Annotated in this window: 14 protein-coding genes and 1 tRNA gene; 10 read left to right on the forward strand and 5 right to left on the reverse strand. The window is 63.1% G+C overall.

All coding sequences use genetic code 11. The annotated features are described in order from the left end of the window. Positions 1 to 37: 37 nt before the first annotated feature. Both ABQY64_RS08470 and ABQY64_RS08475 read right to left on the reverse strand, forming a co-directional pair. On the reverse strand, positions 38 to 505 hold the full coding sequence (locus ABQY64_RS08470) for an energy transducer TonB (RefSeq protein ID WP_167705141.1): 468 nt from the start codon (positions 503 to 505) through the stop codon (positions 38 to 40). 349 nt (positions 506 to 854) lie between these two features. After that, positions 855 to 1,517: an energy transducer TonB gene (locus ABQY64_RS08475; RefSeq protein WP_167704129.1), complete on the reverse strand. Its 663-nt coding sequence runs from the start codon at positions 1,515 to 1,517 to the stop codon at positions 855 to 857. Positions 1,518 to 1,628: 111 nt separating this feature from the next. Between ABQY64_RS08475 and serS the strand changes: the two genes are divergently transcribed. The 8 genes from serS (at position 1,629) to ABQY64_RS08515 (ending at position 10,844) form a co-directional block, all read left to right on the forward strand. Then, positions 1,629 to 2,909, forward strand: coding sequence for a serine--tRNA ligase (serS, locus tag ABQY64_RS08480; protein ID WP_104559196.1), 1,281 nt, complete (start codon positions 1,629 to 1,631; stop codon positions 2,907 to 2,909). Positions 2,910 to 3,376: 467 nt separating this feature from the next. After that, complete coding sequence (locus tag ABQY64_RS08485; protein WP_104559197.1) at positions 3,377 to 4,393, forward strand: LysR family transcriptional regulator; 1,017 nt, start codon at positions 3,377 to 3,379, stop codon at positions 4,391 to 4,393. Positions 4,394 to 4,714: 321 nt separating this feature from the next. Then, a tRNA-Ser gene (locus ABQY64_RS08490) sits at positions 4,715 to 4,804 on the forward strand. A gap of 138 nt (positions 4,805 to 4,942) precedes the next feature. Continuing rightward, positions 4,943 to 5,638 carry a YafY family protein gene (locus tag ABQY64_RS08495; RefSeq protein WP_104559198.1) on the forward strand — a complete coding sequence of 232 codons (696 nt, stop codon included), beginning with the start codon at positions 4,943 to 4,945 and terminating at the stop codon, positions 5,636 to 5,638. Between the two features lie 67 nt (positions 5,639 to 5,705). Continuing rightward, complete coding sequence (locus tag ABQY64_RS08500; protein WP_039527918.1) at positions 5,706 to 6,080, forward strand: VOC family protein; 375 nt, start codon at positions 5,706 to 5,708, stop codon at positions 6,078 to 6,080. Positions 6,081 to 6,083: 3 nt separating this feature from the next. Continuing rightward, a complete protein-coding gene (locus tag ABQY64_RS08505; protein WP_104559199.1) occupies positions 6,084 to 6,542 on the forward strand; it encodes an EVE domain-containing protein in 459 nt (152 codons plus the stop codon). A gap of 1,121 nt (positions 6,543 to 7,663) precedes the next feature. Then, the gene (locus tag ABQY64_RS08510; protein WP_349779988.1) at positions 7,664 to 8,740 is read left to right on the forward strand and encodes a catalase family protein; all 1,077 of its coding nucleotides are present in this window, start codon (positions 7,664 to 7,666) and stop codon (positions 8,738 to 8,740) included. A 310-nt stretch (positions 8,741 to 9,050) separates the two neighbouring features. Then, the gene (locus tag ABQY64_RS08515; protein WP_104559201.1) at positions 9,051 to 10,844 is read left to right on the forward strand and encodes a PAS domain-containing methyl-accepting chemotaxis protein; all 1,794 of its coding nucleotides are present in this window, start codon (positions 9,051 to 9,053) and stop codon (positions 10,842 to 10,844) included. 137 nt (positions 10,845 to 10,981) lie between these two features. On the opposite strand, the gene ABQY64_RS08520 is transcribed toward ABQY64_RS08515, so the two are convergent. Both ABQY64_RS08520 and ABQY64_RS08525 read right to left on the reverse strand, forming a co-directional pair. After that, entirely contained in the window at positions 10,982 to 11,356 is a 375-nt protein-coding gene (locus tag ABQY64_RS08520) for a nuclear transport factor 2 family protein (protein ID WP_039527911.1), read from the reverse strand. Between the two features lie 120 nt (positions 11,357 to 11,476). Next, positions 11,477 to 12,028, reverse strand: a complete 552-nt coding sequence (locus ABQY64_RS08525) for a CPBP family intramembrane glutamic endopeptidase (protein WP_102584225.1) — start codon at positions 12,026 to 12,028, stop codon at positions 11,477 to 11,479. Between the two features lie 774 nt (positions 12,029 to 12,802). On the opposite strand from ABQY64_RS08525, the gene ABQY64_RS08530 reads away from it, so the two are divergent. Then, on the forward strand, positions 12,803 to 13,096 hold the full coding sequence (locus tag ABQY64_RS08530) for a hypothetical protein (RefSeq protein ID WP_039520701.1): 294 nt from the start codon (positions 12,803 to 12,805) through the stop codon (positions 13,094 to 13,096). Between the two features lie 235 nt (positions 13,097 to 13,331). Here ABQY64_RS08530 and ABQY64_RS08535 read toward each other — a convergent pair whose 3' ends face one another. Continuing rightward, on the reverse strand, positions 13,332 to 13,763 hold the full coding sequence (locus tag ABQY64_RS08535; RefSeq protein ID WP_047125557.1) for a carboxymuconolactone decarboxylase family protein: 432 nt from the start codon (positions 13,761 to 13,763) through the stop codon (positions 13,332 to 13,334). 218 nt (positions 13,764 to 13,981) lie between these two features. Here ABQY64_RS08535 and ABQY64_RS08540 point away from each other — a divergent pair, with 218 nt between their 5' ends. Beyond that, the gene (locus ABQY64_RS08540; protein WP_164739399.1) at positions 13,982 to 15,448 is read left to right on the forward strand and encodes a PLP-dependent aminotransferase family protein; all 1,467 of its coding nucleotides are present in this window, start codon (positions 13,982 to 13,984) and stop codon (positions 15,446 to 15,448) included. The last annotated feature ends 8 nt before the right edge of the window (positions 15,449 to 15,456 follow it).

Here is a 15,456-nt window from a genome sequence, read left to right on the forward strand (position 1 = left end):
GCACGGCGCTACTGCGACCCAACTTGGTTGATCCCGCTCAGTGCTCTGCGGTGAATTCCACCGGCACCTGCACGCTGCTGACGACGGCGTGGCCGTCACGGGTGGCTGGCTCGAAACGCCACTGACGCAAGCTGTCCATCACCGCTGCATCCAGGCGCGGGTCGTTGCTGCCGCTGCGATCGACGATGCTCACATCGCTCACCCGGCCTTGCACATCCAGCTGCAGGCGCGCAGTGCGGCTGCCTGCGATCCCGGCCTGCGCGATATCCGACGGGTAGCTCGGCATCGCATTGCCCGGCAGCGGAATCGCTTCTTCAGTGCTGATCGGCGCGCGCGCGGGTTGGTGCGCAATCATGGTCATCGCACGCGGGCCATCCGATGTTGGCAGGATCTGGCGACTGGCCGCAGGCGCGGGGCGCGTGTCGGTCGCAAACGATTCATCGCTATGGCGGGCCCACCACCAGGTCGGCACCACCACCAGCAGCGCCAGCAGTGTCGCCCACAGCCACGGCGAGGCGCCGTCGGTCGTGTCGTCGCCCACACGGTCTTGCGCATGCACGGGACGGGGCGGCAGTGCCTGGGTACGGTGTGACGAGGGATTGGAGATGAAGGACATGGCCGGCCTCCTAGCGCATCTTTGGGATGACGTGGCCAGTCTGGTCGGCCTTGCCTGAGGCCCAGCTAAGGCAGGGCGCTCAGGAAGGTTTAAACGGCGGTAGACATTCAGCTTGGTCAAGCCGAGTCGGGGTCTGGTTCGACCCGTGTTGTCTGGTTAACGCGCAGTGATGTTCGTCGATTGCGGCAGTCCGGCCGCCGTCGTGTGCGGTGCGCACGACGCGGCTTGTTGGCGGGGCTTACTGCGCCGGCTTGAACTCGAACGGGATATCCAGACTGCCGGCAATCGGCTGGCCGTTGCGCTGCGCCGGATGGAAACGCCAGTGACGCACCGCTTCCATCGCGGCGCGGTCCAGATCGCGCGAGCCGCTGCGTTGCACCAGCGTCACTCCGCCCGGATTGCCCGCTGCGTCTACGTCCACCCGCACCACCACATCGCCGGCGTCGCCGCGACGTAAGGCAGCCGAGGGATAGCGCGGCGGCGGCATCTGGCCCTGCATCGGCACCGGGCGATCTCCGCCTGCGGCCGCCGCGGTGTTTGCCGGTGCTGCGCCCGGCGCGCCGGGAACCGCGTCCTCCGGCAAGGGCGTCGGCGCAGGCGGGGCTGGCGGCGCATTTTCCACCAGTGTCGGGGTTTCTTCCGGTGGCTTGGCCTGCGGCATGTCGCTGGCGCCGTCCTGGGCCGGCAGCGGCGCGGGCAGCGGCTGGATGTTGTCGTCGGCCTGCGCACCCGCAGCCGGTTGCGCCGGCGAGGCCTTGTAGAAGTCGTCCTTGCGGCCGGTGGCCCACACCAGCAAGAACAGCAGCAGGCCGGCAACGAAGGCGATACCGGCAATTTTCAGGGTGTGGCGGGGCAAACGCAGGACGATCTGACGATCGGACGCAGGGCGGGGCGCGGGCATAGGGCTCACCTGAAGGATCGGGCCAATTCTGGCATAGCGGCGGTGAATCGATCGCAGCAGGTGACGGAACAGGCGATAATCTCGCGCTTCCTACCGACACACAGACTCCCGATGCTAGATCCGGCCCTGCTTCGCCAACATCCCGCCGACCTTGCCGAGCGCCTGCGCAGCACGCGCAGTTTCTCCCTGGACACTGCGGAACTGGAGTCGCTGGAAAGCGAGCGCAAGCGCATCCAGGTGCGCACGCAGGAACTGCAGAGTCAGCGCAATTCCAAGTCCAAGGCGATCGGGCAGGCCAAGGCCAAGGGCGAGGATGTCACTGCGCTGATGGCCGAAGTGGCCGGTTTCGGTGATGAGCTCAAAGCCTCCGAAGAAGCGCTGGAGGTGATTCGCGCCAAGCTGGAGACCATCGCGCTGGGCTTGCCCAATCTGCCGGCCGACGACGTGCCGCAGGGCAAGGACGAGAGCGAGAATGTCGAGCAGTCGCGCTGGGGCACGCCGCGCCAGTTCGACTTCCCGGTCAAGGACCATGTGGAACTCGGTGCGCCGCACGGCTGGCTGGACGGCGAGACCGCCGCCAAGCTGTCGGGCGCGCGTTTCACCGTGCTGCGCGGGCCGGTCGCGCGGCTGCACCGCGCGCTGGCGCAATTCATGCTCGACCTGCATGTCGGCGAGCATGGCTACGAAGAGACCAACGTGCCGCTGCTGGTCAATGCCGAGTCGATGCGCGGCACCGGGCAACTGCCCAAGTTCGAGGACGACCTGTTTCAGACCGAAGTGGGCGAGTCGCGCCGCTATCTGATCCCCACCTCGGAAGTGCCGCTGACCAATATCGTGCGCGACGAAATCGTCGATGCCGAGCGTCTGCCGTTGCGCATGACCGCGCACTCGATGTGCTTCCGCGCCGAAGCCGGCAGCGGTGGCCGCGACACACGCGGCATGATCCGCCAGCACCAGTTCGAAAAGGTCGAACTGGTCACTGCCTGCGCGCCGGAACACAGCGATGCCGAGCATCAGCGCATGACCCGCTGCGCCGAGGTGGTGCTGGAAAAACTCGGCCTGCCGTATCGCAAGGTGCTGCTGTGCACCGGCGACATGGGCTTCTCGGCGATCAAGACCTACGATTTGGAAGTGTGGCTGCCGTCGCAGGACACCTATCGCGAGATTTCGTCGTGCTCGAACTGCGGCGATTTCCAGGCGCGGCGCATGCAGGCGCGCTGGCGTAACCCGGCCAGCGGCAAACCGGAGCTGTTGCACACGCTCAACGGCTCCGGCACCGCCGTGGGCCGCGCGATGATCGCGGTGATGGAGAACTACCAAAACGCCGACGGCTCGATCGATGTGCCCGAGGTGCTGCGTCCGTATATGGGTGGGCTCGAGCGGATCGGATAAGAGCGGCCGAGGCACCGGCTGCGCGGCGTCCAGACGGGCGCGGCCGAGGCCGGGAAGGGGCGCGCGTGCATCTTCATTTTCAATTCCGGGCGGGCAGCCAGTCTCGACTGGCGATTGCCAGCTCCGGCTCGCTCGTCAGCCTTGTTGAGCATGTTGCTCGCTGCCGCTTAGCTGCCCAGGTTGCGGTGGGGTAGCTGTTAAAAATATTGATCGAGAACGGGGCCGGCACTGGCCCCGTTTGCATTTCCATGGCGCACGGCTTGTTGCATTGCCTGGAAGACCCTGGCGGATCTTGCGAGCGCTACCCGCCGACATTTGCGCTGGGTGCCGCGCGTAGCGGCGGCGAAAACGATGGAGCTCCGTGCACAAGAGGCCGATGTTCTGGCTGCAAGGAACTACATTTCTGATGTATCAGGTCGTTGCTCTGTTGGAATAAAGGTGGTTAAATATCACCTATCGTTCTATTCATGGATGCCAGCGCCATGCACGACCTGAATGACCTGTACTACTTCGCGATGGTGGTGGACCACGGCGGCTTTGCCGCGGCCGAGCGTGCGCTCGGGATCCCCAAGTCGCGTCTGAGCCGCCGTATCAGCCAGCTCGAAACGGATCTTGGCGTGCGCCTGCTGCAGCGTTCCACGCGCCGCTTCGCGGTCACCGACGTCGGCACCAGCGTGCATCGGCACGCGCAGACCATGCTGGCCGAAGCCCAGGCCGCGCGCGAGGTGGTGGATCGTCTCAGTGCCGAGCCGCGTGGCCTTGTACGTGTGAGCGTTCCGGTCTCGCTGGCGCAGATCCAACTGCCCAAGCTGTTGCCGGAATTCCTGGCCAAGTACCCCAAGGTGCGGCTGCAGCTCAACATCAGCAATCGCCGCGTCGACGTCATCAACGAAGGCTACGACATCGCGCTGCGCGTGCGATCGCGCCTGGATGATGACGGCAGCCTGGTGATGCGCAGCTTCGGTCAGGTGCAGGAGTTGCTGGTGGCCAGCCCCAAATACCTGGACCGCGCCGGGCGTCCCAAGGACCCGAGCGAGCTGGCCAACCACACCACCATGAGCACCAGCGAAGACGAAGCGCACCAGCGCTGGGAACTGCACGGCCCTAACGGCGAGATGCGCCGCGTGGACCTGCAGCCGCGTCTGGCCGGCTTCGATTTCCCGCTGCTGCAGTCGATGGCGCGCGATGGCTTCGGCATCACCATGCTGCCGGAAACCGTGTGCGCCCAGGCAGTGCGCAGCGGCGAGCTGGAAGTGGTGCTGCCGCACTGGTCGCTGCCGCAAGGCATCTGCCACGCGGTGTTCGCCTCGCGCCGCGGCCTGCTGCCGGCGGTGCGGGTGTTCATCGACTTCCTGGCCGAGCACCTGCCGCAGGAAATCGAACGCTCGCGCCTGGATTGCGGCGGCAACTGCGCCGAGCTGGCCGAAAAGCTCAAGCGTGCGGCCGCGACCGCACCGCGCCTGGCCGTGGCGGAAGCCGGCTGAGCGTCGTGCCTGTTCGTGGCTGAAGCCGGCCAAGCGCTGCGCCTGGTCGTCGACGTCGGCACATCAGCGCTGTCGCCTGGCAGCGCTGCGTAATCGAGAACGCTGCGTAACCCGGCAAGCGGAACCGCTTGGCAGAGCTGTGCAGCTCAACAACACGTGGCGCTTAGCAAAGCGCGTCCGGGCATGCGAGAATGCGCGCCCGGGAGCAATCCCGGGTTGATGGCGCCGCTCAATGCCGCGTCCATCGACATACGTCACCCGCATCGCGCGTGGCGCAAGCGTGATCACACGACGCCTTCGGCGGTCACGCAAGGCAGCATCGGAGAGATGGCCGAGCGGTTTAAGGCACCGGTCTTGAAAACCGGCGAAGGGTCAAACCTTCCGTGGGTTCGAATCCCACTCTCTCCGCCAGCCTGCCGATTTCACGCCGTGGCGCGAAATTCTGTGCGATAGCGACACCAAAGCCGCCGATTGCCGCATGGCTGCTGTACCTGCCAAGTCTCATCCTGCCACTATATGGCAGCAGGAAGTGGCTATAAGCTTGCTTGCATGTCCCGCTCCGAACGCCTTTTCGACCTTCTCCAGACGCTTCGCCGCCACCGCCGTCCGGTGAGCGGCAAGGTGCTGGCCGAAGAGATCGGCGTCAGCATCCGTACCCTCTATCGCGATATCGCCAGCCTTCAAGCGCAAGGCGCCACCATCGAGGGCGAGCCGGGTGTCGGCTACGTCCTGAAACCGGGATTCCTTCTGCCGCCGCTGATGTTTCCGGCAGAGGAGATCGAAGCGCTCGTCTTGGGCTCGCGCTGGGTAGCGGACAGAGCAGACAATCATCTGCGTGATGCGGCGAGAAGCGCACTGGCGCGGATCGCCGCCATATTGCCACCCGAACTACGCGACGAGCTGGATGCGTCGTCACTGCTGGTCGGGCCTGGTGCCAACATCCCGGCCGACGCGATCGACCCGGCGCTGCTGCGCAAAGCGATCCGCACCGAACGCAAACTGTCGCTGTCCTATCGCGATGGATCAGGGACAGGGTCGGAGCGTGTGGTTTGGCCATTCGCGCTCGCCTTTTTCGATCAAGTGCGCGTTTTGGTCGGATGGTGCGAACTGCGCCAGGATTTTCGCTCCTTCCGCACGGATCGCATCGCCTGTGCGGAGATACTCGACGCCCGCTATCCCAAGCGACGTCAGGTGCTGCTGAAACAGTGGCGGGAGATCCAGAAAATACCGCGCCCGGATGCTTGATGCTGCCGGAAACTGGCAGCATCAGGTCATAGGATCATGCCTGTCCAACGAACGACAGGTGCAACTCATGACCAACAGCAACAGCATTCTTCTCTATGTGACCGACGCGCTGAAGAGCGCCGCCTTCTACACGAAACTGCTCGGGCAGGAACCCGTGGACGCAAGCCCGACCTTCGCCATGTTCATCCTGCCCTCCGGCCTGGGGCTCGGCCTCTGGGGCAAGACGGGCGTGGAACCCGCGCCGGCGGCTGTGGGCGGCGGCTGCGACATAGGGTTCAAGGTCGATACGGCCGCCATGGTCGATGCGACCCATGCCGATTGGCGGAACAAGGGCGCGGATATCGCCCTGCCGCCCACCGACCTCGATTTCGGTCGGAGCTTCGTCGCCGCCGATCCGGACGGGCATCGTCTGCGCGTCTACACCGTGAACGAGGAGATGTGAGCCATGTCCAAGGCCTGGATCGCCGTAGCCTCGGCGGAGCATGTCCGGATCGGTCGAGAGGCCGGCTTCATGCAGGTCTGTCACGGCAAAGCGGCGCCGCTCAGGCGCATCAGGCCGGGCGACTGCGTGATTTACTATTCGCCGACCGTCACCTTCGGGGCCAAGGAACGTTGCCAAGCCTTCACCGCGATCGGCGCAGCGCGCGATAGCGCACCTTACCAGGTGGAGATGGCAAGCGGCTTCAGGCCCTGGCGGCGGGATGTCGTTTGGCAGTCTGCGGAAGAAACCCCGATCCTGCCACTGCTTGGCCGGCTCGCCTTCACCCAGGTCGGCGCCAACTGGGGCTATCAGCTTCGCTTAGGTTTGTTCGGTATCGACGAGGAAGATGCCGACGTGATCGCGCAGGCCATGATGCATGGGCGTCGAGAGAGCGCCTCGAACGTCGCTATTTCCGCCTCATAAACGCAAATTTCCGCGCACGGCGGCAGAGAATGCGGCGTTAGAGGGCTATAGCGTAGACGTAGTGCTCATCATCGTCGGGCGCGGTCGCGGTCCGCCATATGTCGCTGCAGAGCACTAAGGCGCCCGCTTTTTTCAAGACCCGCCGATTCGTCATGGCAGGCAGTGCTGTGCCGTTTGCAGCGGACCGTGCGCAGGGCAGCTGCCAACCGATGTAGCCAACGCGTCTGCAAATCTCTGCCGTCTCTGTCTCGGCGCAGCAGCTGGTTCATGGCCATCATCTGCTTGCCGTCCCCGCGATTGCTGCAGCCGTTGCTGAGCAATGCCGAGACGGCCTCTCCACGCGGTCAAATTCGCCATGGGCGCTTCCAATGTCCGGTCGACATCATCGTCCTCGTCGCGTCTTTCGCATGATTGGCGCTCGCTCTTTGCTTAGTGCTGCCTGCAGCATCGGCTGCTGCGGCTGACAGTATTCCGCCCGGGGATTGGCGCGGAATCCTGTCCACCAGCGGCGGCACAGGGCAGGTTTATGCCGTTCTGAGCGCGCGCAGGCAGGTGCTTTGACTACCTGGATCGGTGCCAACGATAGAGGCTACCGCCGGCGGCTCAGCGACAGCCAAGCCAGGATGCATATGCGTCCGGATGGCAGCGCCGTGCTTTCGCTGCTCTTGCATGGTCAACGCGATATGGTGTCGTTTGAGCGAGTGCCCTGACCTCGGTGCAGGTGCAGGTGCAGGTGCAGGCTGCCAGTGCGACAACACCGCCGTCTTTCAAACGGTGATTACTGTGTGTTGGTGTGCTGATGGGAGTTAAGCCTTGCGGCAGCGAACGAGGAAAAACATCAGGGGCGTGGCCTGGCTATAAATTGTTCATGAAATGAGCAAGATCAGCCGCCTGCGAGGACTGCCGCGGGTTTCTCTAACGAAGCGGCAGCTTCGACTAGAAAAACGAAAGGAATGCCGGGTGTAGGCCGGATCGCGCGTCTATTAGCCATTGCCATTGCCATTGCAAGTGCAGGCCAGATTAGGCGTGCGGCCCTCGACAAGTGACTGCCTACGGCTTCGACGGAGCGTAAACAGCGGGTGGAGCACATTGGCCTGACCAGCCATAAAGCCAGGAACCTCATGAACGCGCCCGTCGAATATCGCCCCGATCTGGAAACGCCCAGCGTCAGTGAGCAGGAAACCATTCGTTCCTTGGAAGCGCTGTTCGTTGACATGGCAACGACCGTGGCCGAGAAGGAAGGACATGCACACCGCGCAGTCCATGCGAAAGGGCAGGGCCTGTTTACCGCCAAGCTCAGCGTATTCAACGATCTGCCCGAAGAGCTGCGACAAGGCCTGTTCGCAGGGACCGGGCAGTACGATGCTTACATCCGCCTGTCATCGCCACCTGCAGAACAACTGAGCGATGCTGTCTCGACCCCGCGCGCCCTGGCCTTGAAGGTGTTGGGTGTCAGCGGCGAGCGCGTCGAGGGCGGAGACGAGAAGCACAGCCAGGATTTCTTGATGGTCAATGGCCCTTCCTTCACCACTCCTGGCCCCGATGGGTTCTTGCGTAATTTCCGGGTGCTGGCGACGACCACGGAAAAGGCGCCGGGCGCCAAGGCGGCGCTTTCAAAAGTGCTTCGGGGTGTCGAGCACACGCTTGAAAAGATCGGCGGCGGAAGCGGCAGCATTAAGCAGATGGGCGGACAGCCGCAGGTTCATCCGCTGGGCGAGACGTTTTTCTCGCAGGTGCCGTATCTCTACGGGCGTTACATCGCCAAGTTCTCGCTGGCGCCGGTGTCCAGCAATCTCGTTGAACTCGATGGGCAGGAAGTTGGCGACTCCCAGGACGCGCAGCGCGAGGCCGTTCATCACGCCATCAGCACCCTGGACAGCCCGGCCGAGTGGGAGCTGCGCGTGCAGCTGTGCCGGGACGTGGAGAAGATGCCGGTCGAGGATGCGTCGATAGAGTGGCCGCAATCCATCAGCCCCTTTGTGGCGGTCGCGCGCGTGGTGGTCGAGCGCCAGGCCGGCTGGGACGGAGAGAACTCGCAGCAGCTGGAAGACCGTATCGCCTTCTCACCATGGCATGCCTTGGCCGCTCACCGGCCGCTGGGCGCCATCAACCGGGCGCGCCGTATCGTGATGGCAGCCTCGCGCCGATTCCGCTCCGAGTTCAATCGCTGCCCGATCCACGAGCCGACTGGCGTCTAGCCGCGCTCGCTGCTTGCCTTGTGTCATGCAGTCTCTCTGCATCCGCGGGCCGGAGTGCCCCGGATCGCAGCTGCCAGGCGAGGCTTTTGATAAGTCGTTGAGCGACTGCAGCGACCGGCTTGGCATGGCAGGGTGACCGCCGCCACGTTTGGCAAGGAGGAGCAGAGCGCCGGCTCGATCCATCAGGACTGGTGCTTCTGCCTAGCTGAATGCTCGACTCACCCAGGGTGGTGGATCGGGAAAGAACCATCAAGAACGGCCGATTGCTGCCGCTAGGGACGCATCCCCAACGCAAGCAGCAGAGGCCGCTATGTTTTTCTCCGACAGCCACAAGGTGGACGCACTGACCAAGGCGGTTGATGCCACGTTGAAAGGTGGCAGTGCGCAGTGGCCCAACAACGGATCGGCTCTGCTGCTCAAGAAGATGGCCGAGCGTTTGTATGCGGCCCAGCAGGAGCGTGACCTGGCCAAGGCCCAGGCGGAAGATGCGACCACCGCGTTACGCCATCTGGAGGGCCGTTTCGAGCTGGTCGCCAGCGGTACGACCGACGGGCTCTGGGATATTGGCGTCATCGCCGGCGATCCCAGCCACCCCGACAGCCCGGTGTGGTGGTCGCCGCAGATGCGCCGGCTGCTGGGCTTTGCCTCCGAACAGGATTTTCCCAATGTCCTGGACAGCTGGGTCGCATGCCTGCACCCGGATGACAAGCAGCCGACGCTGGATGCCTTCGCGGCGCACCTTGCCGATCGCAGCGGTCGAACGCCCTACGACGTTGAAAACCGCCTGCGTCTGAAATCCGGGGAATATCGCTGGTTCCGCGCATTCGGCACCACCGAGCGCGATGCGCAAGGCTTGCCGCTCCGTGTGGCGGGTTCGCTCACCGATATCACCGAGCGCCGCGAGCGCGAGCAGTTCCTCGACATCACGCTGACGCGCTTCGAGCTCGGCTCGCAGATGCTCAGCGACGGCTTGTGGGACATGAGCGTGATCGCAGGTGACCCGATCAATCCGAACAACGAGTTCTGGTGGTCGCAGCAGTTCCGCCATCTGCTCGGCTTCGAGTCCGAGCAGGACTTCCCCAACGTGCTCGATAGCTGGGCGTCACGGCTGCACCCGGAAGACAAGGAGCGTTCTTTGAACGCATTCGCGGCGCATTTGAACGACCGCAGTGGCCGCACCAACTTCGATATCGAGTATCGCCTGCAGCTCAAGAACGGCCAGTACCGCTGGTTCCGCGCACGCGGCCTGACCAAGCGCGCTGCCGACGGCACGCCGTTGCGTGCGGTTGGAGCATTGATGGACGTGGAAGCCGGGCGTCAGCTGGGTGAGGTGGCAAACACGCTCAGCAGTGCGGCAGGCGATATCGTGCGCAGCAACGATGACCTGTCGCGGCGCACGGAGCAGCAGGCGGCGGCGCTCGAGGAGACCGCAAGCTCCATGGAAGAGATGACCAGCATCGTTCGCAAGAACGCCGAAGGTGCGCGTCAGGCCAATTCGCTGGCGAGCAAGGCCGCGGAGACCGCGTTGCATGGCGGTGAGCTGGTCAATGGTGTCGTCAGCACCATGGCGGCAATCCAGGCGTCGTCGCGGAAGATTGGCGAAATCATCACCGTCATCGATGGCATCGCGTTCCAGACCAATATCCTTGCCCTGAACGCGGCCGTGGAAGCGGCACGGGCTGGCGAGCAGGGACGTGGCTTTGCGGTCGTCGCGTCCGAGGTGCGTAGCCTCGCGCAGCGCTGCACCATGGCCGCCAAGGAGATCCGCGACCTGATCGCCGATTCGGGTGCGAAGGTGGGGCAGGGCGCGGAGCAGGTCAACGTGGCGGGCAAGGCCATGGAAGAACTGCTTTCCTCGGTGCGGCAGGTCAACGACATCATGAGCGGCATTGCCGCGGCCAGTCACGAACAGAGCGCTGGCATCGAGCAGATCAATCAAACCATCTCGCAGATGGATGCAGCGACGCAGCAGAATTCCGCTCTGGTTGACACCATGGCATCGTCGGCCCGCGCACTTGAGGATCAGGCGACGGCGTTGGTGGAGAGTGTTGCCAACAGCTCACGCAGCGTCGCTGGCAAGGCGAAGCTCGCATTGGCTGCATAACGCGTGTAGCCAGTGCCGCCCTGCGACCTGGTAATGCCGGGAAGCAGGGCGGTGCGCTGGAAACCAGAATGCGTTCAATGGCTTTTCTACACTCGGCCTGAAAAGGCGCCCGGTCTAGACCGATCGCCTGAAATGTTTCATCGGGCAGGTGCGGTGTCGATGCGTGCGCCCGTCGCGAATGAGGCTCTCTGGATTTTTCCATCGATCACCTCGTAGATGCATAGCATCTCAACAAGGCCGATCCCGTCTGGAAAGTTGCGGGTGATGCGCTCCGCGTCGGTGACCATGTTGCCGACGACGGTCCGCGACAACAGCTGCGCATGCAGGTCCGGCTCTTGAAAGCGGGCCAGAAACCGCTCGCGAAGCATGGCATGTCCCTTGGCCAGCTGTGGTCCGTGCAAGGTGTAATGCTCGGCATCGTCAGCATAGGTGGCCAGCAACGCGTCGATATCCTTGGCGTTGTAGGCATCCAGCTGCGCTTGAACGATCGAGAGCAGGCTATCGGTGGTCATGTCTGGACAATCTGCTCATGCAGCGGAGGACAAGGCGCTATCGTCCAGCATCCGTGGATGACGTGACAAGGATTTGCTGGCAGTGAGGCACCGAGGCAAGCGGATCCTGGTGGGTGTCTGCTAGTACCAACCCAGATACAGCGTCGCAATGCCCCAGGTATCGATCAAGCCATGCGCCAGGATCATCGCCCAGAGGTTGCGTCGTGATCGCAGATAGACATAGCCGAACAACGCGCCGACAAGCCCGGTCAGCAACACCCCCGAGATGCCTTGGGTCAGGTGCATCGCGCCAAACAGGGCTCCCCCTGCCAGTGTCGCCATCACGCGTCCGCCACGATGGCGGCTCAGCAGGTGATCGAGGTGGTGCATCAGGAACGCACGGAAGACCAGTTCCTCGCCAAGCGCCGCGCTGAGCCAGGCGCCGCCTGCCAGGTGGGCGGCCGCGTTGACGTTGCCAAGCAGTGCGCCGTAGCCGCTGTAGTCGGCCTTGGTGCCGGTCAGCGCATCGATCAGCGGTTGCACGAACGGATTGATGACGCCGATGACCAGCGCGAGCAGCAGCAGCGTCCAGCCGAGCAAGGCGCGAGACGGCTGAGGCTTTAATCCACAGGCACTCAGCGAGCGCGTTTCCAGCCAAACCAAGGCAATCCCTAGAATGCCGACAAGCGGCATCCGCCAGGGAAACTGCACCCAGCGGTAGTGCGCCAGTGCGAGGATGACTGCGATCGCTGCGATGCGTGCCAGAGGATGTCCCAGTACAGGGATGCCCGGGTGGAGATGTGCGCTTGAGGAGCCTTGTTGAAACATGCTGGACGAAGGATCGAGTAGGTCCTCGAACGGTAACCACGGGAGCGACAAGCGTCCTGTGCCAGAGGGCATGGGTTGCTGACTGCGACGAGGGACAGACATGCGCTGTTTCAGGCGCTCGACCGTGATCCGCACATTGAAGTAGGGCCGGCCGATGTCGCCGTGTGCGGTGAAGACGCTGCTGGCAGCGGCTGACTTCAACATTCATCACTGATGGGTTTGCATTGAGTTCAAGCAAGGTCTGCATCAGCACAGCGTTTCAGTTGGCAGCCGCTCCACGTTTTCATTTCATTTTCTGGTGGTGTAGTGGCTGGGGATTCGTTTCAGGTTGGACTGCACATCGCTCCGAAGTGACGATGTCGTTGGTGCCTTTGCCATGCGGCTTTAGTTGCCTGATCACAGCTTGAGCATTGATTGCCGCGCTCAACGTCAGCTGGTATCGATCATCTCAAGCGATGGTTCTTCGTTATAGAAACTGCGTTGGCCAGTGGTGACCGCTGACGTCTGTCACGCAGTACTCTGCTTGAACTCGGCATCACCTTGCTTGTTCAGCTGTGTTCGCGCCGACTGGCAAAACGCACCACCAAGGACATGTGGATCCGGATACGCTATGCGCTTCCCACAGCGTTGTTGAAAGGTATGGAGCAGTTGAACGAGCAATGGATGACAGCGGTTGTGGATGCCTTGAGTGACCTGCAGGCAGCAAGGGTGGCGCAGGGCGCGGTGCTTGAGGCCCTGGTTGCTTCGCATCCATCCCCCGTGCTGCTGATGCGTTGTTGGGATCGCCTTTCCTCCTCCTTGGTTGCGACCGTTTCGCAACACAAAGCCTCCTCGACAATGGCAAAGCCGATCGAGGCATATACGCTTGAGCAGTTGGCAGCGTGGACGGATCGAATGGAGCGCTGTTTTCCCCAGGCCAGAGGGCAATCCTAGCCTGGGCTACTGCAAGGCAGCGCTTGCCATCCCGCTCGATGCACAGCACCTGGCCATCCAGTGCGTAGCGTAGTCATACGCCGCGCCTGGATCAGCGAAGGCGACAATGAGCAGTCGCCAGCAGTGCAGTGTGCTGGGGCCGGACTCTAGCCGGCCGTCAAGCCCCTGTTCTGAGCCTTGATGCGCAATCAGCGTTGCGAGACAGGGCGGGCAGTCTGCCTTGACGCGCTGGACTTTACTGACGCATGCCAATCGCCAAACGATTGAATGCGGCCATCAGCGCGATGGCAAAGCTCAGGTCAGCGATCTCGGCGTCACTGAAATGGGCTTTCAGAAGAGCAAAGTCATTATCAGGGGCTCGGCTGTTTGCAATATCTGTCAGTGACTCGGTCCACCCCAGGGCCAGGCGCTCACGTTCGCTGAAATGCGGACTCACTTGCCATCCGGCCAGGCTGTCCAACTTGGCGTCGGGCATGCCGCCAGCACGTAACGCAGCAGCATGTATTTCCAGGCAGAAGGCGCAGCCATTGAGTTGCGAAACGCGCAGGTAGACAAGTTCAATCAAGGGCTTGCCGAGGCTGCTCTTCTCCAGTGCCTTCTTGGTGATGCCAAAACCTTTGTAGGCATCTGGAGATAGGGTTTGGTAAGGCAAACGAAGTGTGTTCACGCAGAATCCAGTCTTGAGTCAGTGGCAGCAAACAGCCGTTTTTAGGAGGCAAACCCGCTGACGCTGCCGCTGCGCCAACGAGGCCGCAGAACAGGGATGAGCGGCGAGCAATGTTCGGGTGCCCGGCGGAGCTTCAGCCGCCTCTTGTGCGACCACGCCTACTTTAGGAGACTGATGTCCCAGCTGGATGGGGCAAGAATTGAAGAGTCGAGTAGGGCATGAGTGACAGGGGGCAGTGCGAGCCGGTGCGCAACTTGCCGATGTTTCTGCAGTTGTATTGGCGCTACCGAAACGCAATTGCGCAAGGCGGGCTGCGCCCGGGTGATCGGGTGCCTTCGGTGCGCAGCCTTGCCAGCGAAGTAGGGGTTGCGCGTGGAACGGTAGAGAAGGCTTACGAGCTGCTCGTGAGTGAGGGATACCTTCTGACCAGGGGGCCAGCCGGAACCGTGGTGTCGCCCATGGCAGGCAGCGTGGGTGCTGGCCAGCGTCAGCGTCACTCTCCGCCGCGCGCGGCGCCTTCGCTGGATGCGTCGTCTGCAGGCGTGCTCAGCAGGCCCTTCCAACTTGGCGTGCCGGCGTTCGATGCATTTCCCAGCAAGGTGTGGAAACGCCTGGCGGGGCGTCACCTGCGCTCGCTGGATACGGCAGCCATGGCCTACCCCGAAGCGGCAGGTTATGAGCCACTCCGCCGTGCCATTGCCAACTACCTGGTCAGCGCTCGAGGCGTTGCCTGCACATACGAGCAGGTGTTCGTAACCGCAGGCTACCCGGGTGCCCTGGACTTGATCTGTCGCACCCTGCTGAAAACGGGGGATGTCGGCTGGTATGAAGATCCAGGCTATCTATTCGCCCGCCAGTTCCTGCAGCGCTCCGGGATGCAGCTGCAGCCGGTGTCAGTAGACGAGGAGGGCTTGAACGTAGGCGAAGGTCTGAAGCAAAGCCCTGCGGCGCGATTCGCTGTGGTCACACCTGCCCATCAAAGCCCGACGGGCGTAGCGCTGTCATTGCCTCGCCGCCTGCAATTGCTGGACTGGGCCAGCCAGGTCAATGGATGGGTGATAGAAGACGATTACGACAGCGAATTTCGTTACCACGGCCGGTCCCTCCCGGCGCTCAGTAGCCTGGATGACAATGATCGCGTGCTCTATACGGGGTCTTTCAGCAAGGTGCTTTTCCCTGGTCTTCGCCTGGCCTATCTGGTTGTCCCCAAGGCCCAGACCGAACGTTTCGCCGATGCAGCCGGGCAGTTTGGCTGTGTGGGATCCTTCGTGTCACAGGCCACGGTCGCCGAGTTCATGGAGCAAGGGCACTTCTCCCGTCACTTGCGCAAGATGCGCGTGCTCTACAGTCAGCGGCGCAGCTATTTGGTCGATGCGCTCAGCGATATCTTTGGCTCCCGCATGGCGATCCAGCCCCAGGCAGGCGGACTCCAGGTGCTGGCCTACCCCAGCACGGGGCAAAGCGATGCGCTGCTGGCGCAGGCCGCCCAAGCACACGGACTGCCACTTCAGGCATTGAGCAGGTGGCGAATGCGCCCCTCATCGTCGGGCGGTTTGCTGATGGGATTCTCGGGCTTTGCAACGCAAGAACAAGCGTATGCCTCGGTTCAACGGCTACGAGCAGCGCTGGATGACGTGTGGGCGCCTGCAGGGCCTAGCGGTCGTGCTGCATCGCCCCGGGCCTGAAGCACTTT

The sequence above is a fragment of the Xanthomonas sp. WHRI 7065 genome, assembly GCF_040203115.2.
Lineage (GTDB): Bacteria > Pseudomonadota > Gammaproteobacteria > Xanthomonadales > Xanthomonadaceae > Xanthomonas > Xanthomonas arboricola.